The organism is Inquilinus sp., from assembly GCF_039594555.1.
In the GTDB taxonomy this organism is placed as follows: Bacteria; Pseudomonadota; Alphaproteobacteria; order DSM-16000; family Inquilinaceae; genus Inquilinus.
Map to the genome: position 1 here is coordinate 1 of NZ_JBCNNF010000115.1, position 17,322 is coordinate 17,322.

General features: G+C 71.4%; 14 protein-coding genes. 10 read left to right on the forward strand and 4 right to left on the reverse strand.

Annotated features, from left to right (window positions below):
* The 8 genes from ABDW35_RS14350 to ABDW35_RS14385 all read left to right on the forward strand — a co-directional run.
* Positions 1-2,164, forward strand: a 2,164-nt coding sequence (locus ABDW35_RS14350) for a calcium-binding protein (RefSeq protein ID WP_343714555.1), incomplete at its 5' end; no start/stop codon positions are given.
* A gap of 171 nt (positions 2,165-2,335) precedes the next feature.
* The gene (locus tag ABDW35_RS14355) at positions 2,336-3,508 is read left to right on the forward strand and encodes an isovaleryl-CoA dehydrogenase (RefSeq protein WP_343714556.1); all 1,173 of its coding nucleotides are present in this window, start codon (positions 2,336-2,338) and stop codon (positions 3,506-3,508) included.
* Between the two features lie 36 nt (positions 3,509-3,544).
* The gene (locus ABDW35_RS14360) at positions 3,545-4,645 is read left to right on the forward strand and encodes a hypothetical protein (protein WP_343714557.1); all 1,101 of its coding nucleotides are present in this window, start codon (positions 3,545-3,547) and stop codon (positions 4,643-4,645) included.
* Positions 4,646-4,740: 95 nt separating this feature from the next.
* Entirely contained in the window at positions 4,741-5,733 is a 993-nt protein-coding gene (locus ABDW35_RS14365; RefSeq protein WP_343714558.1) for a BMP family protein, read from the forward strand.
* Positions 5,730-7,289: an ABC transporter ATP-binding protein gene (locus ABDW35_RS14370; protein ID WP_343714559.1), complete on the forward strand. Its 1,560-nt coding sequence runs from the start codon at positions 5,730-5,732 to the stop codon at positions 7,287-7,289. Before ABDW35_RS14365 ends, ABDW35_RS14370 begins: the two co-directional genes overlap by 4 nt.
* Complete coding sequence (locus tag ABDW35_RS14375; protein WP_343714560.1) at positions 7,279-8,328, forward strand: ABC transporter permease; 1,050 nt, start codon at positions 7,279-7,281, stop codon at positions 8,326-8,328. The genes ABDW35_RS14370 and ABDW35_RS14375 overlap by 11 nt, the downstream gene beginning before the upstream one ends.
* Positions 8,325-9,269 carry an ABC transporter permease gene (locus tag ABDW35_RS14380; RefSeq protein ID WP_343714561.1) on the forward strand — a complete coding sequence of 315 codons (945 nt, stop codon included), beginning with the start codon at positions 8,325-8,327 and terminating at the stop codon, positions 9,267-9,269. The genes ABDW35_RS14375 and ABDW35_RS14380 overlap by 4 nt, the downstream gene beginning before the upstream one ends.
* Before the next feature lie 65 nt (positions 9,270-9,334).
* Positions 9,335-10,036 carry a hypothetical protein gene (locus tag ABDW35_RS14385; RefSeq protein WP_343714562.1) on the forward strand — a complete coding sequence of 234 codons (702 nt, stop codon included), beginning with the start codon at positions 9,335-9,337 and terminating at the stop codon, positions 10,034-10,036.
* Positions 10,037-10,100: 64 nt separating this feature from the next.
* Here the strand turns inward: ABDW35_RS14385 and ABDW35_RS14390 are convergent, their stop codons facing one another.
* The gene (locus tag ABDW35_RS14390) at positions 10,101-11,204 is read right to left on the reverse strand and encodes an alpha/beta fold hydrolase (RefSeq protein ID WP_343714563.1); all 1,104 of its coding nucleotides are present in this window, start codon (positions 11,202-11,204) and stop codon (positions 10,101-10,103) included.
* A 117-nt stretch (positions 11,205-11,321) separates the two neighbouring features.
* Between ABDW35_RS14390 and ABDW35_RS14395 the strand changes: the two genes are divergently transcribed.
* The gene (locus ABDW35_RS14395; RefSeq protein ID WP_343714564.1) at positions 11,322-12,458 is read left to right on the forward strand and encodes an AraC family transcriptional regulator; all 1,137 of its coding nucleotides are present in this window, start codon (positions 11,322-11,324) and stop codon (positions 12,456-12,458) included.
* On the opposite strand, the gene ABDW35_RS14400 is transcribed toward ABDW35_RS14395, so the two are convergent.
* Positions 12,455-14,224 (reverse strand): acyl-CoA dehydrogenase, encoded by a 1,770-nt coding sequence (locus tag ABDW35_RS14400; protein ID WP_343714565.1) that lies wholly within the window; start codon positions 14,222-14,224, stop codon positions 12,455-12,457. The two genes, ABDW35_RS14395 and ABDW35_RS14400, sit on opposite strands and share 4 nt — an antisense overlap.
* Complete coding sequence (locus tag ABDW35_RS14405; RefSeq protein WP_343714568.1) at positions 14,221-15,141, reverse strand: dienelactone hydrolase family protein; 921 nt, start codon at positions 15,139-15,141, stop codon at positions 14,221-14,223. The genes ABDW35_RS14400 and ABDW35_RS14405 overlap by 4 nt, the downstream gene beginning before the upstream one ends.
* Positions 15,142-15,272: 131 nt before the next feature.
* On the opposite strand from ABDW35_RS14405, the gene ABDW35_RS14410 reads away from it, so the two are divergent.
* The gene (locus ABDW35_RS14410) at positions 15,273-16,490 is read left to right on the forward strand and encodes an OpgC domain-containing protein (RefSeq protein ID WP_343714566.1); all 1,218 of its coding nucleotides are present in this window, start codon (positions 15,273-15,275) and stop codon (positions 16,488-16,490) included.
* A gap of 67 nt (positions 16,491-16,557) precedes the next feature.
* On the opposite strand, the gene ABDW35_RS14415 is transcribed toward ABDW35_RS14410, so the two are convergent.
* Positions 16,558-17,322, reverse strand: a 765-nt coding sequence (locus ABDW35_RS14415) for an FAD-dependent oxidoreductase (RefSeq protein ID WP_343714567.1), incomplete at its 5' end; no start/stop codon positions are given.

Here is a 17,322-nt window from a genome sequence, read left to right on the forward strand (position 1 = left end):
GGGCAACCTGCTCGGCGGGGTCGAGGATCTGCTCGGCAACATCCTGCATGGCGACCTGTTGGGCGGCGTCCTCGGCGGCGTGCTCGAGACGGTCAGCGGCCTGCTCGGCGGCATCCTCGACGGCGACCTGCTGGGCGGCGTCCTCGGCGGCAACGCCGGCGGCATCCTCGGCGGCCTGCTCGAGACGGTCGACGGCCTGCTCGGCGGCATCCTGGGCGGCAGCGACCTGCTCGGCGGCCTGCTGGACGGCGGCCTGCTCGGCGGCGTGCTCGACACCGTCGGCGACCTGCTGAACGGCGTCCTTGGCGGTGACCTGCTGGGCGGCGACCTGCTCGGCGGCCTGCTGGGCGGCAACCTGCTCGACGGCCTGCTCGGCAGCGTGAACGATCTGCTGGGCGGCATCCTCGGCGGCGACCTGCTGGGCGGCGACCTGCTGGGCGGCGTGCTCGACCTGGTCCAGGGCCTGCTGGGCGGCGTCCTGGGTGGCAGCGACGCGGTGAACAGCCTGCTGGGCGGCCTCCCCGGCGGCGGCGACCTGCTGGGCGGTCTGCTCGGCGCGGTCGAGGGCATCGTCGGCGGCCTGCTGGGCGGCGATCTGCTCGGGGGCGACCTGCTGGGCGGCCTGCTCGGCTCGGTCGGCGACCTGCTGAACGGCCTGCTGGGCGGCGATCTGCTGGGCGGCCTGCTGGGCGGCACCGGCGGCGGCGACCTGCTGGGCGGCCTGCTCGGCACCGTCACCGACCTGCTGAACGGCGTTCTCGGCGGCGACCTGCTGGGCGGTGATCTCCTCGGCAGCCTGACCGGCGTGCTGGGCGACCTGCTGGGCGGCATCACCGGCGGCGGCGACCTGCTGGGCGGCGTCCTGAGCACGGTCGAAGGCCTGCTGCACGGCCTGACCGGCGGCGATCTGCTGGGCGGCGACCTGCTGGGCGGCATCCTCGGCACCGTCACCGGCCTGCTCGACGGCCTGCTGGGCGGCGATGTCCTGGGCGGTGGCCTGGGCGGCGTCGATCTCGGCAATGTCGGCGGCCTGGTCGAGGGCATCCTCGGCGGCGTGCTGTCGACGGTCGAGGGCGTGCTCGGCGGCCTGCTGGGCGGCGACGGCCTCGGCGGCATTCTGGACCTGCACGGCGTGCTGGGCAGCCTGCTCGGCGGTGGCAACACCCTCGAGGCGGCGCTGGACACCATCTTGTCCTCCCTGGGCGATGCGGTCACCAGCATCGACGTCAGCGGCCTGTCGCATGTCGGCCCGCTCAGCGTCGTGACCGGCCTGCTCGGCTCGGTGCTGAACGTTGTCGGCCTCGGCGCCAACTCGCTGGCCAACATCGTCGGCGACGCCGTCGGCTCGGCCGATCACCTGAACGGCACCGCGAATGCCGATCACCTGAACGGCTATCTCGGCAACGACGTGATCCACGGCGCCGCTGGCGACGACCGGATCGATGGCGGCACGGGTGCCGACACCCTCTACGGTGATGCCGGCAACGACACCATCACGGGTGGCCTCGGCAACGACGTGATCGTCGGTGGCGCGGGTGCCGATATCATGATCGGCGGCGCGGGCAACGACACCTACTACGTCGACAACACCGGTGATCGGACCCAGGAGCAGGCCGACGGCGGGATCGACTGGGTCGTTTCGACCAAGAGCTGGACCCTGGCCGACAACGTCGAGAACCTGATGCTGGCGGCCGGTTCGGGCTCGCTGGGCGTCGGCAACGCCGGTGCCAACACCATCTGGGGCAACGAGACCGCCAACGGCCTCGCCGGCCTGGCCGGCAACGACATCCTCGATGGTAAGGCGGGTAACGACGTCCTCGACGGCGGCGCAGGGACGGACACCCTGACCGGCGGCGCGGGCGCCGACACCTTCCGGTTCCAGTCGATCGCCCATTCGGTGGTCGGCGCGGGCCGGGACGTGATCACCGACTTCAACCACAGCCAGGGCGACAAGATCGACCTGCACTTCATCGATGCCAACACCAAGGTCGCCGGCGACCAGGCCTTCTCCTTCATCGGGTCGGCCAACTTCACCGGCGTCGCTGGTCAGTTGCACTTCCAGGGCGGGATCCTCAGCGGCGACGTCAATGGCGACGGCCATGCCGACTTCGAGATCCAGGTCAAGGGTGCGGCCGCTCTGGTGATCGGCGACTTCGTGCTCTGATCGGCTTCGGCCGGTCGGGGGGATCGGCCCGGACGCTTGGCCCACGGGCGTCCGGGACCCCGTTCCCTCTTGCTGCACAAGCCCCGCGGTGCTTCGGCATCGCGGGGCTTTTCTTTTGTTGCGCGGGCTGCGCTACAGTGCCGGAAACATTGACACCGGGAGCGACGCCCCATGATCCCCAATGAGCCGCAGGGCCTCGATTTCATGCTCGGCGACACCGCCGACATGCTGCGCGATTCGGTGCGCGGCTTCGCCGAGGCCGAGATCGCACCGCGCGCCGCCGATATCGACCGCGACAACCAGTTCCCGATGGACCTCTGGCGCAAGATGGGCGACCTCGGCGTCCTCGGCGTCACGGTCGACGAGGAGTATGGCGGCGCTGGGATGGGCTATCTCGAGCACATCGTGGCGATGGAGGAGATCTCCCGCGCCTCCGCCTCGGTCGGCCTGTCCTACGGCGCCCATTCCAACCTCTGCGTCAACCAGATCAAGCTGAACGGCACGGAGGAGCAGAAGCGCCGCTACCTGCCGAAGCTGATCGCGGGCGAGCATGTCGGGGCGCTGGCGATGTCCGAGCCCGGCGCCGGCTCCGACGTCGTCGGCATGAGGCTGAAGGCGGAGAAGAAGGGCGACCGCTACATCCTCAACGGCAACAAGATGTGGATCACCAACGGCCCCGACGCCGACACGCTGGTGGTCTATGCCAAGACCGATCCGGCGGCCGGCCCTCGCGGCATCACCGCCTTCCTGGTCGAGAAGGGGTTCAAGGGCTTCTCCACCGCGCAGAAGCTCGACAAGCTCGGCATGCGCGGCTCCAACACCTGCGAGCTGGTGTTCCAGGATTGCGAGGTGCCGGAGGAGAACGTGCTCGGCCGGGTGGGCGAGGGCGTGCGCGTGCTGATGAGCGGCCTCGATTTCGAGCGCACGGTGCTGGCGGCCGGGCCGCTCGGCATCATGCAGGCCTGCCTCGACATCGTCCTGCCCTATGTCCGCGACCGGAAGCAGTTCGGCCGGCCGATCGGCGAGTTCCAGCTGATGCAGGGCAAGGTGGCCGACATGTATGTCGCCCTCAATGCCAGCCGCGCCTATGTCTACGCCGTCGGCCAGGCCTGCGACCGCGGCCGGGTGACCCGGCAGGATTCGGCCGGCGCCATCCTCTACGCCGCCGAGAAGGCGACCTGGATGGCGCTGCAGGCGATCCAGGCGCTGGGCGGCAACGGCTACATCAACGAATTCGCCACCGGCCGCCTGCTGCGCGACGCCAAGCTGTACGAGATCGGCGCCGGCACCTCGGAGGTGCGCCGCATGCTGATCGGCCGCGAGGTGATCGGGCTCAGGGGCTGACGGTAGGTCTGGCGGCGCATCGGGGAAGGGCCCGGCATGGGATGGACGAGGGGGCTCGCGCTGGCTGCGGCCGCGGTGTCGGCGCTGGCCGTCGGCGCTGCGGCGCGGGCGGCGGACGCGCCGGGCACGATCGATGGCTGGCGGGCGGTGGAGGCCCTGATCGGCAACACGCTGGTGGTCACGCAGCCCGGCCAGCCCGGCGGCGAGTCGGCCGTCTTCATGCTGCCGGACGGGACCGGCCGGGTCGCCGAGCGGAAGGGCGGCGTCGCCGATCCGCCGTGGGCGGTGCAATGGGCATTCCGGTCCGACGGGCTGTTCTGCGTGAGCGACCCTTCTGGCACGGCTGCGGACGGGGACTGCGTCACGCTCTCGATCGCCGGCGACACGGCGACTCTGGCGCCGAAGGACGGGCCGGCCGCGACCGGCAAGGTCCTGCACGGCGACGCCTGGCAGCTGGATCCGGCGGGTGCGAAGAGCCCGGTCACCGGCAAGGCGGCGGGCCGGCTTCTGGCCGGCAACACCGTGATCCTGATGCCGCTCGGCGGCTCCGGCGAGGTGGCCGCCTTCTACTTCCTGGCGGACGGAACCGGGCGGAGCACCCGGCAGGACGATGCCGCCGACACGCCGGACGCCTTCCGCTGGTCGCTTCGGGACGATGGGCGGCTGTGCTTCACCGATACCGGGAAGGCGGCGGCGGACGAGGATTGCCTCACCGTCTCGATCACCGGCGACCGCGTGGTCCTGGCGGGCCGGGACGGGCGTGCCGCCTATGGCCGGCTGCTGGACGGCGATGCCCGCGGCCTGGCCCCGGCGACGCCCGCGACCAGGACGATGGTTGAGGCCCTGGCCGGCAACACGCTGGTCTTCAACCGGCCCGACCGTTCCGGCGAGACGGCCCTCTATCTCCAGGCCGACGGCACCGGCCGTGCTGCCCGCGGCGGCGAGGGCGGGGCCCAGCCCGTCCGATGGACGCTGCGCAACGATGGGCGCTTCTGCGTGTTCCCGGCCCAGGCGAAGGCGCCCCAGGAGGGCGACTGCGCCACGCTCTCGATCGTCGGCGACAGCGTGACGTTCCAGGCCCCGGGCCGGCCCGCCATGTCCGGCAAGCTGTTGAAGGGCAACGCCCGGACGCTGTAGACCCGGTGCCGGCCGGCCGACGCCCTGTTGCGCCCTGCGCCGGTTTCTGCACACTTGACCGGCTGGTCAGAAAATCAACAAGCAAGGGGGTTTTCATGCTGGGACGTTGGAGTCGCCGGGCGCTGCTCGGCGCGGCGGTGGCGATGGTCGGGGCCGCGGCGCTGCCGCAGGCGCGGGCGGCGGACAAGCTGCAGGTGGCGGCGGTCTACACCGTGCCGGTCGAGCAGCAATGGGTCAGCCGCATCCACAAGGCGCTGAAGGCGGCGCAGGAGCGCGGCGAGATCGACTACGTCTATTCCGAGAACACGTCGAACACCGATTATGAGCGCGTCATGCGCGAATACGCCGAGGCCGGCAAGAAGCTGATCATCGGCGAGGCCTTCGGGGTCGAGCGCGGCGCCCGGGCGGTGGCCAAGGACTATCCCGACACCGCCTTCCTGATGGGCTCAAGCCTGCCGCCGGCCGAGCCGAACTTCTCGGTCTTCGACAACTACATCCAGGACGCCTCCTACCTCACCGGCATGGTGGCCGGGCTGAAGACCAGGTCGAACAAGATCGGCATGGTCGGCGGCTACCCGATCCCGGAGGTCAACCGGCTGATGCATGCCTTCATGGCCGGAGCGCTGGAGGTCAACCCGCAGGTCAAGTTCTCGATCACCTTCATCGGCTCCTGGTACGACCCGCCCAAGGCCAAGGAGGCGGCCTTCGCCATGGTCGATGCCGGCGCCGACGTGCTGTATGCCGAGCGCTACGGCGTCTCCGACGCGGCCAAGGAGCGCAAGGTCCTGGCCATCGGCAACGTCATCGACACCCAGTCGGAATATCCCGGCACGGTGGTGGCCAGCGCGCTGTGGCACATGGAGCCGACCATCGACCGCGCTTTGAAGGCGGTCGCCGCCGGCAGCTTCAAGGCCGAGAATTACGGCCCCTACAGCGCCATGAAGGCGGGCGGCGCCACGCTCGCGCCCCTCGACCCGAAGCTGGTCGACCAGGCGATCATCGACAAGGTGGCCGCCCGGCAGAAGGAGATCGAGAGCGGCGCCTTCACGGTCAAGGTCGACGACAGCGAGCCGAAGCCGACGCTGTGACGCCCGACTCCTCCGATGCCGCGCCGGCCCTGCGCCTGCGCGGCATCACCAAGCGCTTCGGCGCGCTGCTCGCCAATGACGGCATCGACCTCGACCTCGCCCGCGGCGAGGTGCTGGCGCTGCTCGGCGAGAACGGCGCCGGCAAGACCACGCTGATGAACATCCTGTTCGGCCATTACGTGGCCGACGCCGGGACGGTCGAGGTGGCGGGGCCGGACGGTCGGTTGGCGCCGTTGCGCCCGGGCTCGCCGCAGGCGGCGCTGGCGGCCGGCATCGGCATGGTGCACCAGCATTTCGCCCTGGCCGACAATCTCAGCGTCTTCGACAACATCGTGCTCGGCTCGCAGTCGCTGTGGCGCCCGGCGCTGCGGCGGCGCGCGGCCCGGGCGAAGCTGGCGGCGTTGATCGAGGCCTCGGGCCTGGCCGTGCCGCTGGACGCTCCGGTGTCCAGCCTGTCGGTCGGCGAGCGGCAGCGGGTCGAGATCCTCAAGGCGCTCTACCGCGACGCCCGGGTGCTGATCCTGGACGAGCCGACGGCGGTGCTGACGCCGCAGGAGGCCGATGGGCTGTTCGCGGTGCTGCGCCGGCTGGCGGGGCAGGGGCTGGCGATCGTCTTCATCTCGCACAAGCTGGGCGAGGTGCTGGCGATCAGCCGCCGCGTCGTGGTGCTGCGCGCCGGCCGGGTAGCGGCGGAGATGGCGACGGCCGGCGTCGACCGCGCCGCTTTGGCCGAGGCCATGGTCGGCCGGACCGTCGCCGAGGTGCGGCGGCGTCCGGCCGCGCCCGGCGCTACCGTGCTGGCGCTGGACGGCGTCACGCTGCGCGGCCCCGGCGGCCGGGCGCTGCTCGACGGCGTGTCGCTCGACCTCCGCGGCGGCGAGGTGGTCGGCATCGCCGGTGTCTCCGGCAACGGCCAGGCAGTGCTGGCCGATCTGGTCTCCGGCCTCGTCGCCCCGGACTCCGGCCGGGTCACGCTGTTCGGCCGTCCGGCGCCGCTCGGCTCTCCCGCCGCCATGGTCGCGGCCGGGGTCGGCCGCATCCCGGAGGATCGCCATCGCGACGGCGTCGTCGGCGACATGGCGGTGTGGGAGAACGCGGCGCTGGAGGATTACCGCCGGCCGGAGGCGCAGCGGGCCGGACTGATGCGCCGGGGCGCCATGCGCGACCGGGCGCGGCGGCTGATCGCCGGTTACGATGTGCGCTGTCCGGGGCCGGAGGCGCGCACCCGGCTGCTCTCCGGCGGCAACATGCAGAAGCTGATCCTCGGCCGGGTGCTGGAGCGGTCGCCCGGCCTGGTCCTGGCCTGCCAGCCGACCCGCGGCCTGGATGTCGGCGCGGTGGCGGAGATCCACGGCCGGCTGCTGGCCGCGCGCGACCGCAGCGCCGGGGTGCTGCTGGTCTCCGAGGATCTCGATGAGCTGTTCGCCTTGTCCGACCGCATCGCCGTGATCTATCGCGGCCGCCTCACCGCCCCCTGGCCGGCCGAGCGGCTGACCATCCGCGCCCTCGGCCTGATGATGGCGGGGCAGGAGTCGGAGCTGGCCCATGCGTCTTGAGCCGCGCGAGCGCGCCTCGCCGCTGCTGATGCTGGGCGCCTCGGCCGGCGCGGCCCTGCTGGCGCTGCTGCTCTGCGCCATCCCGCTGCTCTGGGCCGGTGCGCCGGTGTTGCAGGCCTATGGCGTGATGGTCCAGGGCGCCTTCGGCTCCCGCTTCGCCATCGCCGAGACGCTGTCCCGCGCCACGCCGCTGGTGCTGACCGGCCTGGCCGCCACCGTCGCCTTCCGCGCCAAGCTGTGGAACATCGGGGCGGAGGGCCAGCTCTATCTCGGCGCTCTGGCGGCGACGGCGCTCGGCTCCGGCGCGCTCGACTGGCCGGCCTGGGCCCTGCTGCCGCTGATCCTGCTGGCCGGCGCCCTGGCGGGCGGGCTGTGGATGGCGGGGCCGACGCTGCTGAAGACCCGGCTCGGCGTCGACGAGGTGGTGACGACGCTGCTGCTCAACTTCGTCGTGCTGCTGTTCATCTCGATGATGCTGGAAGGGCCGATGAAGGACCCGATGAGCATGGGCTGGCCGCAATCGGCGCCGGTGCTCGACGCCGCCGCCCTGCCGAAGCTGATCCCGCGCACCCGCGTGCATGCCGGGCTGATCATCGCCGTCGTCGCCGCGCTGCTGGTCTGGTTGATTACCACGCGCACGACCTGGGGCTTCGAGATGCGGGCCACCGGCGCCAACCCGTCGGCCGCGCGCTTCGCCGGCATGCCGGTGGGCCGGGTGATGCTGCGCGTCGGCCTGATCTCCGGCGCCCTGGCCGGCCTGGCCGGGGTGGGGGAGGTGGCGGGGCTGAAGGGCTATCTCAGCCAGGACCTGTCGCCCGGCTACGGCTATGCCGGCATCGTCGTCGCCATGCTGGCGCAGCTGCATGCGCTGGGCGTGCTGCTGGCGGCGCTGTTCGTGGCCGCCGTCTTCGTCGGCGCCGACAGCATGAGCCGGGCGATCGGCGTCTCCAGCTACATCGCCAACCTGGTGGTCGCCACCTCGCTGCTGACCGTGCTGCTCTCCGGCATCGTCCTGCGCTACCGGATGAGGTGGCGATGAGCGCGGTGCTCGACATCCTGCTGGCCGCCAGCTTCTGGGCGGCGGCGCTGCGCATCGCCACGCCACTCGTCTTCGGCACGCTGGGCGAGCTGATCTGCGAGCGCGCCGGGGTGCTGAACCTCGGCATCGAGGGCATCTTCACCGCCGGCGCCATGGCCGGCTGGATGTGGGTGTATCAGGGCGGCGACCTGTGGACCGGTGTGCTCTTCGCCGCCGGGGTCGGCGCCGCCTTCGGCCTGCTGCATGCGCTGCTGACCGTGCCACTCGGCCTGTCGCAGCACGTCACCGGCATCGGCGTGACCCTGCTGGCCACCAGCCTGTCCTACTTCACCTACCGCATGGTGCTGCCGAACGCCTCGACCCCACCGCGGATCGAGCCATTCCAGCCGGTGGTGCTGCCCGGCCTGTCGGACCTGCCCTGGATCGGCCCGGTGCTGTTCCAGCAGACGCCGCTGACCTATCTGGCGCTGGCCGCCGTCGCGATCACCGCCTGGGTCCTGTACCGCACGCCACTCGGGCTGGCCCTGCGCGCGGTCGGCGAGAATCCTGCGGCGGCCGAGGCGCAGGGGCTCGACGTCGTCGCCATCCGCCTCGGCGCGGTGATGGCCGGGTCGGCGCTGATGGCGGTCGGCGGCGCCTTCCTGACGATGTCGGCCTTCAACGCCTTCTTCTTCGAGATGGTGGCCGGCCGCGGTTGGGTGTGCATCGCCCTGGTGGTCTTCGCCTCCTGGCGGCCGGGCAAGGCGCTGCTCGGCGCCCTGCTGTTCGGCGCCTTCGACGCCTTCCAGGTGCGGCTGCAGCAGCTCGCCGGCGGGGCGGTCCCCTACCAGATCTTCCTGATGCTGCCCTATCTGCTCAGCATCCTCGCCCTGATCGCCATGTCGCGCCGCGCCGCGGTGCCGAAGGCGCTGATGGTGCCCTATCGCAAGGGGGAGCGTTAGACTACGGCCTCCGCCCGTGCTAGGGAGAGGCAGTTGCGAGCCGGTCGCAAATTTGGAGCATGGGAATGAGCGAGTCGCTGCGCCTCTATGTCGGTTACGATTCACGCGAGGACATCGCGTGGCAGGTCTGCCGTCATTCGGTGCTGCAGCACGCCTCGAAGCCGGTCGAGATCACGCCGCTGAAGCTGCCGGAGCTGCGGGCCCAGGGCATCTACACCCGCCCGGTCGACACGCTGGGGTCGACCGAGTTCACCTTCAGCCGCTTCCTGGTGCCGGCGCTGGCCGGGTACCGGGGCTGGGCGGTGTTCTGCGACTGCGACTTCCTGTGGTTCGCCGACATCGCCGACCTCTTCGCCCAGGCCGAGGACCGCTACGCGGTGATGGTCGTGCAGCACGACTATCAGCCGAAGGAGGCGGTGAAGATGGACGGCAAGCCGCAGGCCGCCTATCCGCGCAAGAACTGGTCCAGCCTGATGCTGTTCAACTGCGGCCACCCGGCCAACGCGACGCTGACGCCGGAGGTGGTGAACCGCGAGACCGGCGCCTTCCTGCATCGCTTCCAGTGGCTGAGCGACGACCAGATCGGTTCGCTCGACACCGGCTGGAACTGGCTCGAGGGCTGGTATCCGAAGCCGGCGAAGGGCTACCCGCAGGCGGTGCACTACACCCGCGGCGGCCCGTGGTTCGAGAACTACCAGGACGTCGACTACGCCCAGGAATGGCGCGACGCCGCCGCCGAGGTGCAGCGGCTCGGGATCAAGGCCTAGGGCCCGCAGGCTCCGGGGCCGCGGCGGTTCGGGTCGGCAGCCCGAAGCCGGGGATCCCGATCCGTCAGGCCGTTCCGAACAGCTGGATCCGCAGTCCGCTCCGGCCATCGCCGGCATGCCGGCGGCGGAACAGCCGCTGCAGGGCAGTCTCGATCATCCGGCCCAGCTGGGCGTGCAGCGCGGCCCGGGGCCGGCCGTCGCCGTCGTCGCACAGCGGCTCGGTGAGCCCTTCGCGCTTCAGCAGCGCGGCGCCATCCGGCACGCATTCGCCGAGAAAGCTGTAGTGCACCGCGTCGGGCACCGTCTCGTAGGCGGCGCCGGGAATGGCAGCCGCCACTCCGGCCGCGGCGACCATCGGCGGGATCGTGTCCGGCCGGCCCAGGTTGATGATCTCGACCGGCACCGGCAGGCCCTTCAGGCTCTCCGCCGTATAGGCGGGCGCCAGGGCGGGATCGACCGCGATGGCGAAGGCGATGCGCGGGTCACGATTCGACCGGCCGAACCGCGCTGCGTCGATCCGGTGGACGTCGACACCGCCCTGCTGCAGCCAGGTGCAATCCCACATCGGCGTCTTCGACGTGTCGCAGTAGCGGGCATAGGCTGCGGCATCCACCCGCGCCCCGGCGATCGCCAGGGCGGTATAGCCGCCGAGCGAGAAGCCGAGCACGCCGACCCGGCCGGTGTCGATCCGGTCGCGCCAGGCCGGGGCCGCCTCGATCGCGTCCAGCACGGCGGACAGGTCGGCCGGCCGCTGCCAGACCTGGAGGGCGGCGGCCGGCGAGACGTCGCCACCGGTCGTGCCCGGATGGTTCGGGGCGGCGACGATATAGCCGGCCGCGGCAAGCCGGGCGCTGATCCAGCCCAGATCGGCGGCGCCGCCCCCCAGCCCATGCGACAGCAGCAGCAGCGGGAACCGGCCCGCCGCGGGCGGTGCGTCGCGGCGGGCCGGGGTGCCCCGGAATGGCGGGTCGTCACCGATCAGCACGGAGGTGCCGCCCGGCGCGGCCGGATACCACAGCAGCCCGTGGAGCGTGGTGCCGCGATCCGGCGCCGGGATGGTCAGGGTGCGCACGCCGACGGCCTCCTCAGCCAGGGTCGGCTGGGGGGCGAGGCCGGCGCCGGCCAGGGCGAGCAGAGCCAAAGCGAACCGGGCAGGGGCGTATCTCATGCGGAAACCTCGAGGGGGAACGCCGCCGGACGAGCGGCGCTGGCCGACGCTGCGGCCACGGCCCGCCGGACGAGACCTGGATCGCGATCCAGGTCGTCCCGGATCGCGATCCGGGCCATGATCTGGTCGGTCTTCGTCCTTCTGACCGTCGCGGCCGATGCCCGACGATCGAGTGCTGCCATGCTGGTCCTGCCGCTGCCCTTCGTCGTCACCCTGCTGCTGCTGTTGATGCTGCTGCGCCTGGCGGGCCGGGCGGATGACGCGCCGTTCGACCCGGTCCTCCTGGCCCTGGTCGCGGTGCTCACCGCATTGTCGGCGCTGATCGGGCTGCGCTGGGGCTATGGCATCGAGGCCGGCCTGCCGCTCCAGGCCACCCTGGCGGCGGCGGCCGGGCCGCTGGCCTGGATCGGCTTTCGCCGGCTGACGGTGGAAGGGGCGGGTCGCGGTGTGGCGCAGCTCTGGCCCCAGGCCGTGCCGCCCGGCCTGGTCGTCCTGCTCATCCTGCTCTGGCCTGATGCGATCGACGCCGCCGTGATCGCGATTCACCTGGCCTATGGGGTGGCGCTGGCGCGGCTGGCCCGGGCCGGCCCCGACGCCCTCCGCCTGGCGCGGCTCGACCAGGTTGGGCAGACCCATCGGGCCTTGCAGGCCACCGCCGTGGCCCTGATCCTCTCGGCGGCGGTCGGCGGCCTGATCGCACTCGACCTGGCCTGGGCGGATGGCAGGCATGGCGCGCTGATCGTCAGCCTCGCCAGCCTGCCGGCGCTGCTGATGCTGGGTTTCGCGGCCCTGCTCGCGGGCCGCAATCCGGCGGCTGCGGAGCCTGCGGCGCCGGTGACGGCATCGCCGGGGATCGAGGCGGACGAGGCAGCCGCGCCGGAGGAGGACGACATCCGCGTCGTGGCAGCGCTGAATGATCTGATGCAAAGCCAGGCGCTGTTCCGCGACCTCGACCTCAACCTCGCGCGGCTGGCGCGCCGGAGCGGCATCCCGGCACGCCGCATCTCGATGGCGGTCAATCGGGTCGAGGGCCGCAGCATCTCGCACTACGTCAACGACCGGCGCATTGCCGAGGCCTGTCGCCTGCTGGCCGAGACCGATCAGCCGGTCACGACGATCATGTTCGAGGCCGGATTCCAGACCAAATCGAACTTCAACCGCGAATTTCGCCGCGTCACCGGCACCAGCCCGACGGCATGGCGGGCGGCCCGAGCCGGCGGTGCATCCGCGATGCCGGTGGCAAGCGAGAGCTAGGTCTGCTCTTCCGCCCCGGTCACGCTCCGCCACCCCTCGGTGATCGGCAGCAGCAGGGCGGCAGCCTGGGGCAGGAACTGGTCGGCGAAGAAGCGGGCATGGGCCAGCTTGGTCACGGCCAGCGCGGAATCGCTGTCATCGGCGACCGCGGCCAGCGCCGCCCTGGCCATCAGCCAGCCGCCGGCCACCAGGCCGAACATCCGCAGATAGTGCACCGCGCTGGCGGCGACGGCGGCCGGGGTCTCGGCCGCGGTTTCCACCACCCAGTCGGTCGCCGCCATCAGCGCCGCCAGGCTCTCCACCAGCCGCTCGCGGATCGGGGCCGCCGCCGGATGGGCGGCCAGCTCCGCCTGGGTCCGCGCCATCTCCTCGAACAGCTGCCGGGCGGCGACGCCGCCATCCCGCGCCACCTTGCGGAACACCAGGTCATTGGCCTGGATGCCGTTGGTGCCCTCATAGATCGGCGTGATCCGGGCGTCGCGCAGGAACTGGGCGGCGCCGGTCTCCTCGATATAGCCCATGCCGCCATGCACCTGGATACCGGTCGAGGCCACCTCGCAGCCGACATCCGTGCTCCAGCCCTTCACCACCGGCGTCAGCAGGTCGACCCGGGCCTGCGCCTTGGCCCGCTCGGCCGGGTCGGGATGGCCGCGGGCCAGGTCCAGCGCGGCGCCGGCGCTGTAGGTCAGGGCCCGCGCCGCCTCGGTCAGGCAGCGCATCGACAGCAGCATGCGGCGGACATCGGGATGGGCCGCGATCGGCGCCGGGCCATCGACGCCAATGGGCTTGCCCTGGACCCGGGTGGCGGCATAGGCCTCGGCCGCCTGGGTGGCGCGCTCGGCGATCGCAACGCCCTGCAGCCCCACGGTCAGCCGGGCGTTGTTCATCATCGTGAACATGTACTCGATGCCGCGATTCTCCTGGCCGATCAGGAAGCCGGTGGCGCCGCCCTGGTCGCCATAGGCCATGACGCAGGTCGGGCTGGCATGGATGCCCAGCTTGTGCTCCAGGCTGACGCAGCGCAGGTCGTTGCGCTCGCCCGGATTGCCGTCGGCATCGGGCAGCAGCTTCGGCACCAGGAACAGGCTGATGCCCTTGATCCCGGCCGGCGCGTCCGGCGTGCGGGCCAGCACGAGATGGACGATGTTCTCGGCCATGTCGTGGTCGCCATAGGTGATGAAGATCTTCTGGCCGGTGATGCGGTAGCTGCCGTCGGCCTGCCGCTCCGCCCTTGTCCGCACCGCGCCGACGTCGGATCCGGCCTGCGGCTCGGTCAGGTTCATCGTGCCGGTCCAGACGCCGGAGACCAGCTTCGGCAGGTAGGTCCGCTTCTGCTCGTCCGAGCCATGGGCCTGCAGCGCCTCGACCGCGCCCTGGTTCAGCACCGGGCACAGGCCGAAGGCCATGCTGGCCGACTGCCACATCTCCGCCACCGCCATCGCCACCGCCCAGGGCAGGTCCTGGCCGCCCCATTCCGCCTCGAAGGGCAGGGCGTTCCAGCCGCCGTCGCGGTATTGGGCATAGGCCTCGCGGAAGCCGGGGGCGGTGCGCACCACGCCGTTCTCCAGTCGGGCGCCCTCGCGGTCGCCGACGGCGTTCAGGGGCGCGATCACTTCGGCCGCCAGCTTGCCGGCCTCCTCCAGCACCGCCTCGACCAGCTCCGGCGTCGTCTCGCCTTTGCCGGGCAATGCTGCGATGCGGTCCAGCCCGACCAGATGCCGTAGCACGAAGCGCATGTCGGAGATCGGCGCGGCATAGGCGGTCATCGGACGACTCCCACGTTCCCCGAATTCGGTGCGGGGTTTCCCTTTACGTAAAGGGGAGATTTCACCGAACCCGCTCCCAAATCAAGCCCCAGCCGCTTGTCGAGGAAACTCAGCGCACGAACCTCGGCGTCGTCCACCGGGGTCCAGCTCGGGCTCAGCGCCGGCGGGTCGGCCAGCGGCTGGGCCCGGTCCAGCATTGCCGTGGTCGGGGCGGTGAAGTCGAAATTGTGCTGCATGCCGGGATAGACGATCAGGCTGACCGCGGCGCCCTTGGACAGCCAGGTGTCGAACAGCGTGTCGCAGGCGGCGGCCGGCGTCACCGTGTCGGCCGACCCCATCAGCACCAGCAGCGGCGTGTCGCCGACCGGCTGGGTGTTGGTCATGTACTGGTCGCAGCGGGGATAGAGGGCGATGGCCGCGGCGAAATGCGGGGCGGTCTTGGCGATCAGCGCCGTCCGCATCGTCGCCGTGGCGGCGACGGCGGTGGTACCGCCCTGCGACCAGCCGAGAACGGCGATCTGCTTGGGATTGATTTCCTTGCGGGTCTGCAGGTATTCGAGGGCGCCGACCGCATCCTTGACGCGCAGCTCGACCGGGATCGTCGACAGGCCGACCGAGATGATTTCGCGATAGCCGCGCGGGGTGTAGCTGTCGACCAGGAACATGGCATAGCCGCTGGCGGTCAGGCGGGTGGCCCAGCGGTCATGCGCCGGGGCGTAGCCGCCGGAGCCGTGCAGCCCGACCACGGCCGGAAACGGGCCCGCGCCCTTGGGCAGGAACAGGCGTCCGGTGATCACCTCGCCGGACAGGCTCTTGAACATCACGGCCTCGGCCGGGGCCATGCCCTGGGCCCGGGCGGGCCGGTGCAGGACCGGCGCCGCAGCCAGCAGCAGGAGGACGATGCACAGGCGCAACATGCTCAATCCGCTTCTCCGCGCGCCCACCGGGCGGCAGTCTTCCACGACTCGGTTTTCCAGGGAACCTCGTCCTGTATGAAGCGTTCCCCAGATGCATCGCCTCGTCGCGCCGATGCAGCCGGAGTGAGGAAATGACCGCACAGAAGCCGGCACGGGACGTTCGGATCGATTTCTTTCGTGGTCTCGCGCTGATCATCATCTTCATAAACCATACGCCCGGGAACATTGCAGGAATGTTCACGCCGCGGATGTATGGGCTGAGCGATGCGGCGGAGATCTTCATCTTCCTGGCCGGCCTCTCCTCGGCCATGGCGTTCGGCCGCAGCTTCGACAGGGCCGGATTCCTGGCCGGGCTGGGGCGGGTGGCGCAGCGCGTCTGGCAGCTGTACCGCGCCCATATCGGCCTGTTCATCGTCATCTGCGCCGTGATCGTGCTGGCGAACCGGATGTTCGCCGAGCCGAACTACATCTCGCGCCTGGGCATCGACCGGTTCTTCCAGGATCCGGGCGGGTCGCTGGTGGCGCTGCTGTCGCTCCACTACGTGCCGAACTACTTCGACATCCTGCCGCTGTACATGCTGCTGCTGGCGGCCATCCCCGCCCTGGTGCTACTGGCGCGGATCTCGCCGGCCCTGGTCGTCGCCATCTCGGCGGTGCTGTATGTCGGCGCCATCGCCGGCGACTGGAACCTGGTGGCCGACAGCACCACCGGCCGCGGCTGGTTCTTCAACCCCTTCGCCTGGCAGGTGCTGTTCGTCGCCGGCTACGGCTACGGCGCCGGCTGGTTCGAGGTGCCGCAGGCGACCCGCGGCCGCATCACCGTGGCGGTGATCTATCTGGTGTTCTGCGCGGCGCTGGCGCTGTCGCTGGTGCGGCTGGACGGCGGCTTGTTCGCCGGCATGCGCGACATCCTGGAGCCGCTGGCGCGCAAGACCGATGTCGGCCCGCTGCGCCTGCTGCACTTCTTCGCCCTGGCCTATGTGACGATGTCGCTGCTGCGTGCCGCGCCGGGCCTGATCACGCCGCAGCGGGCAGAGCCGGTGGCGCTGATGGGCCGGCACTCGCTGTCGGTGTTCCTGCTGGGCATGGCCCTGTCCTTTATCGGCGGCATCGTGCTGGACCAGAGCGGCGCCGGGCTGCTGCCGCATCTGGCGGTCAATCTCGGCGGCATCGCGATGCTGTGGGTCTGGGCCCGCGGCGCCGCCTGGTTCAACGGCCAGCCCTGGAAGCCGGCCCGCGGCCGGCCGGCCACGCCGGTGCCCGCCTTCCGCATCCGCCAGGCCCGCACCGCGCCGATGCCGGCCCCGGCCATGGTCCGGCTGCGCCTCGCCCCGCGCCGCGCGCTGTAGGGAGATCGCTGCGAACGAAAACGGCCGGTGTGTCCAAGGACGCACCGGCCGTTTTCGTTTTCGGGCTCTATCGCGCGGGAATGGCGCCGAACAGCAGCCCCAGCCCTTCGGCGAAGGTCAGGTGGGTGATCACCGCGTCGCGCAGCTTCGGGAAGGGCTGGCCGGTCAGCATGGCGGTCTGCACGGCGGCCATCACCTCGCCGGCTTCGGCACCGATCATGGTGAAGCCGAGGATGCGGTCGTCATCGCCGACCAGCGCCTTCAGGAAGCCCTGGGTCTCATCGGTCGCCTGGGTGCGCAGCACCGCGGCCATCGGCAGCCGCGCCACCCGGGCCGGGACGCCCTGGCGCTTCGCCTCCATCTCGCTCAGCCCGATGCGGGCCAGCGGCGGGTCAGTGAACACGACATAGGGGATCAGCCGGTCCGTGGTCCGGCGCGCACCGCCGGCCAGGTTGTCGCGGATGATCCGGAAATCATCGACCGAGACATGGGTGAATTGCGGGCTGCCGGCGCCTTCGCCCAGGGCCCAGACCCCCGGCGCCGTGGTCTCCAGCCGGTCGTTGACGCGGATGAAGCCGCGGCCGTCCAGCTCCACCCCCGCCAGCTCCAGCCCGATGCCGGCGGTGTTGGGGATGCGCCCGGTCGCCACCAGCAGGTGGGTGCCGTCGAGTTGCTGCTCGCCCGACGCGGTGTGCAGGGTGATGCCGACCTCCTGGCCCGACCAGCCCTGCACGGCAACGGGCTGGGCGCCCGTCAGGACGCGGATGCCTTCGTCCTCCAAGATCCGCTGCATCTCGGCCGAGACGTCCGAATCCTCGCGGCCCAGCAGCTG

Bases quoted from the DNA above. Each gene is read 5' to 3' on its own strand.
- ABDW35_RS14360 (WP_343714557.1), top strand. From the start codon at position 3,545: ATGGGATGGACGAGGGGGCTCGCGCTGGCTGCGGCCGCGGTGTCGGCG.
- ABDW35_RS14355 (WP_343714556.1), top strand. From the start codon at position 2,336: ATGATCCCCAATGAGCCGCAGGGCCTCGATTTCATGCTCGGCGACACC.
- ABDW35_RS14390 (WP_343714563.1), bottom strand. From the start codon at position 11,204: ATGAGATACGCCCCTGCCCGGTTCGCTTTGGCTCTGCTCGCCCTGGCC.
- ABDW35_RS14375 (WP_343714560.1), top strand. From the start codon at position 7,279: ATGCGTCTTGAGCCGCGCGAGCGCGCCTCGCCGCTGCTGATGCTGGGC.
- ABDW35_RS14405 (WP_343714568.1), bottom strand. From the start codon at position 15,141: ATGTTGCGCCTGTGCATCGTCCTCCTGCTGCTGGCTGCGGCGCCGGTC.
- ABDW35_RS14385 (WP_343714562.1), top strand. From the start codon at position 9,335: ATGAGCGAGTCGCTGCGCCTCTATGTCGGTTACGATTCACGCGAGGAC.
- ABDW35_RS14400 (WP_343714565.1), bottom strand. From the start codon at position 14,224: ATGACCGCCTATGCCGCGCCGATCTCCGACATGCGCTTCGTGCTACGG.
- ABDW35_RS14380 (WP_343714561.1), top strand. From the start codon at position 8,325: ATGAGCGCGGTGCTCGACATCCTGCTGGCCGCCAGCTTCTGGGCGGCG.
- ABDW35_RS14410 (WP_343714566.1), top strand. From the start codon at position 15,273: ATGACCGCACAGAAGCCGGCACGGGACGTTCGGATCGATTTCTTTCGT.
- ABDW35_RS14365 (WP_343714558.1), top strand. From the start codon at position 4,741: ATGCTGGGACGTTGGAGTCGCCGGGCGCTGCTCGGCGCGGCGGTGGCG.
- ABDW35_RS14395 (WP_343714564.1), top strand. From the start codon at position 11,322: ATGATCTGGTCGGTCTTCGTCCTTCTGACCGTCGCGGCCGATGCCCGA.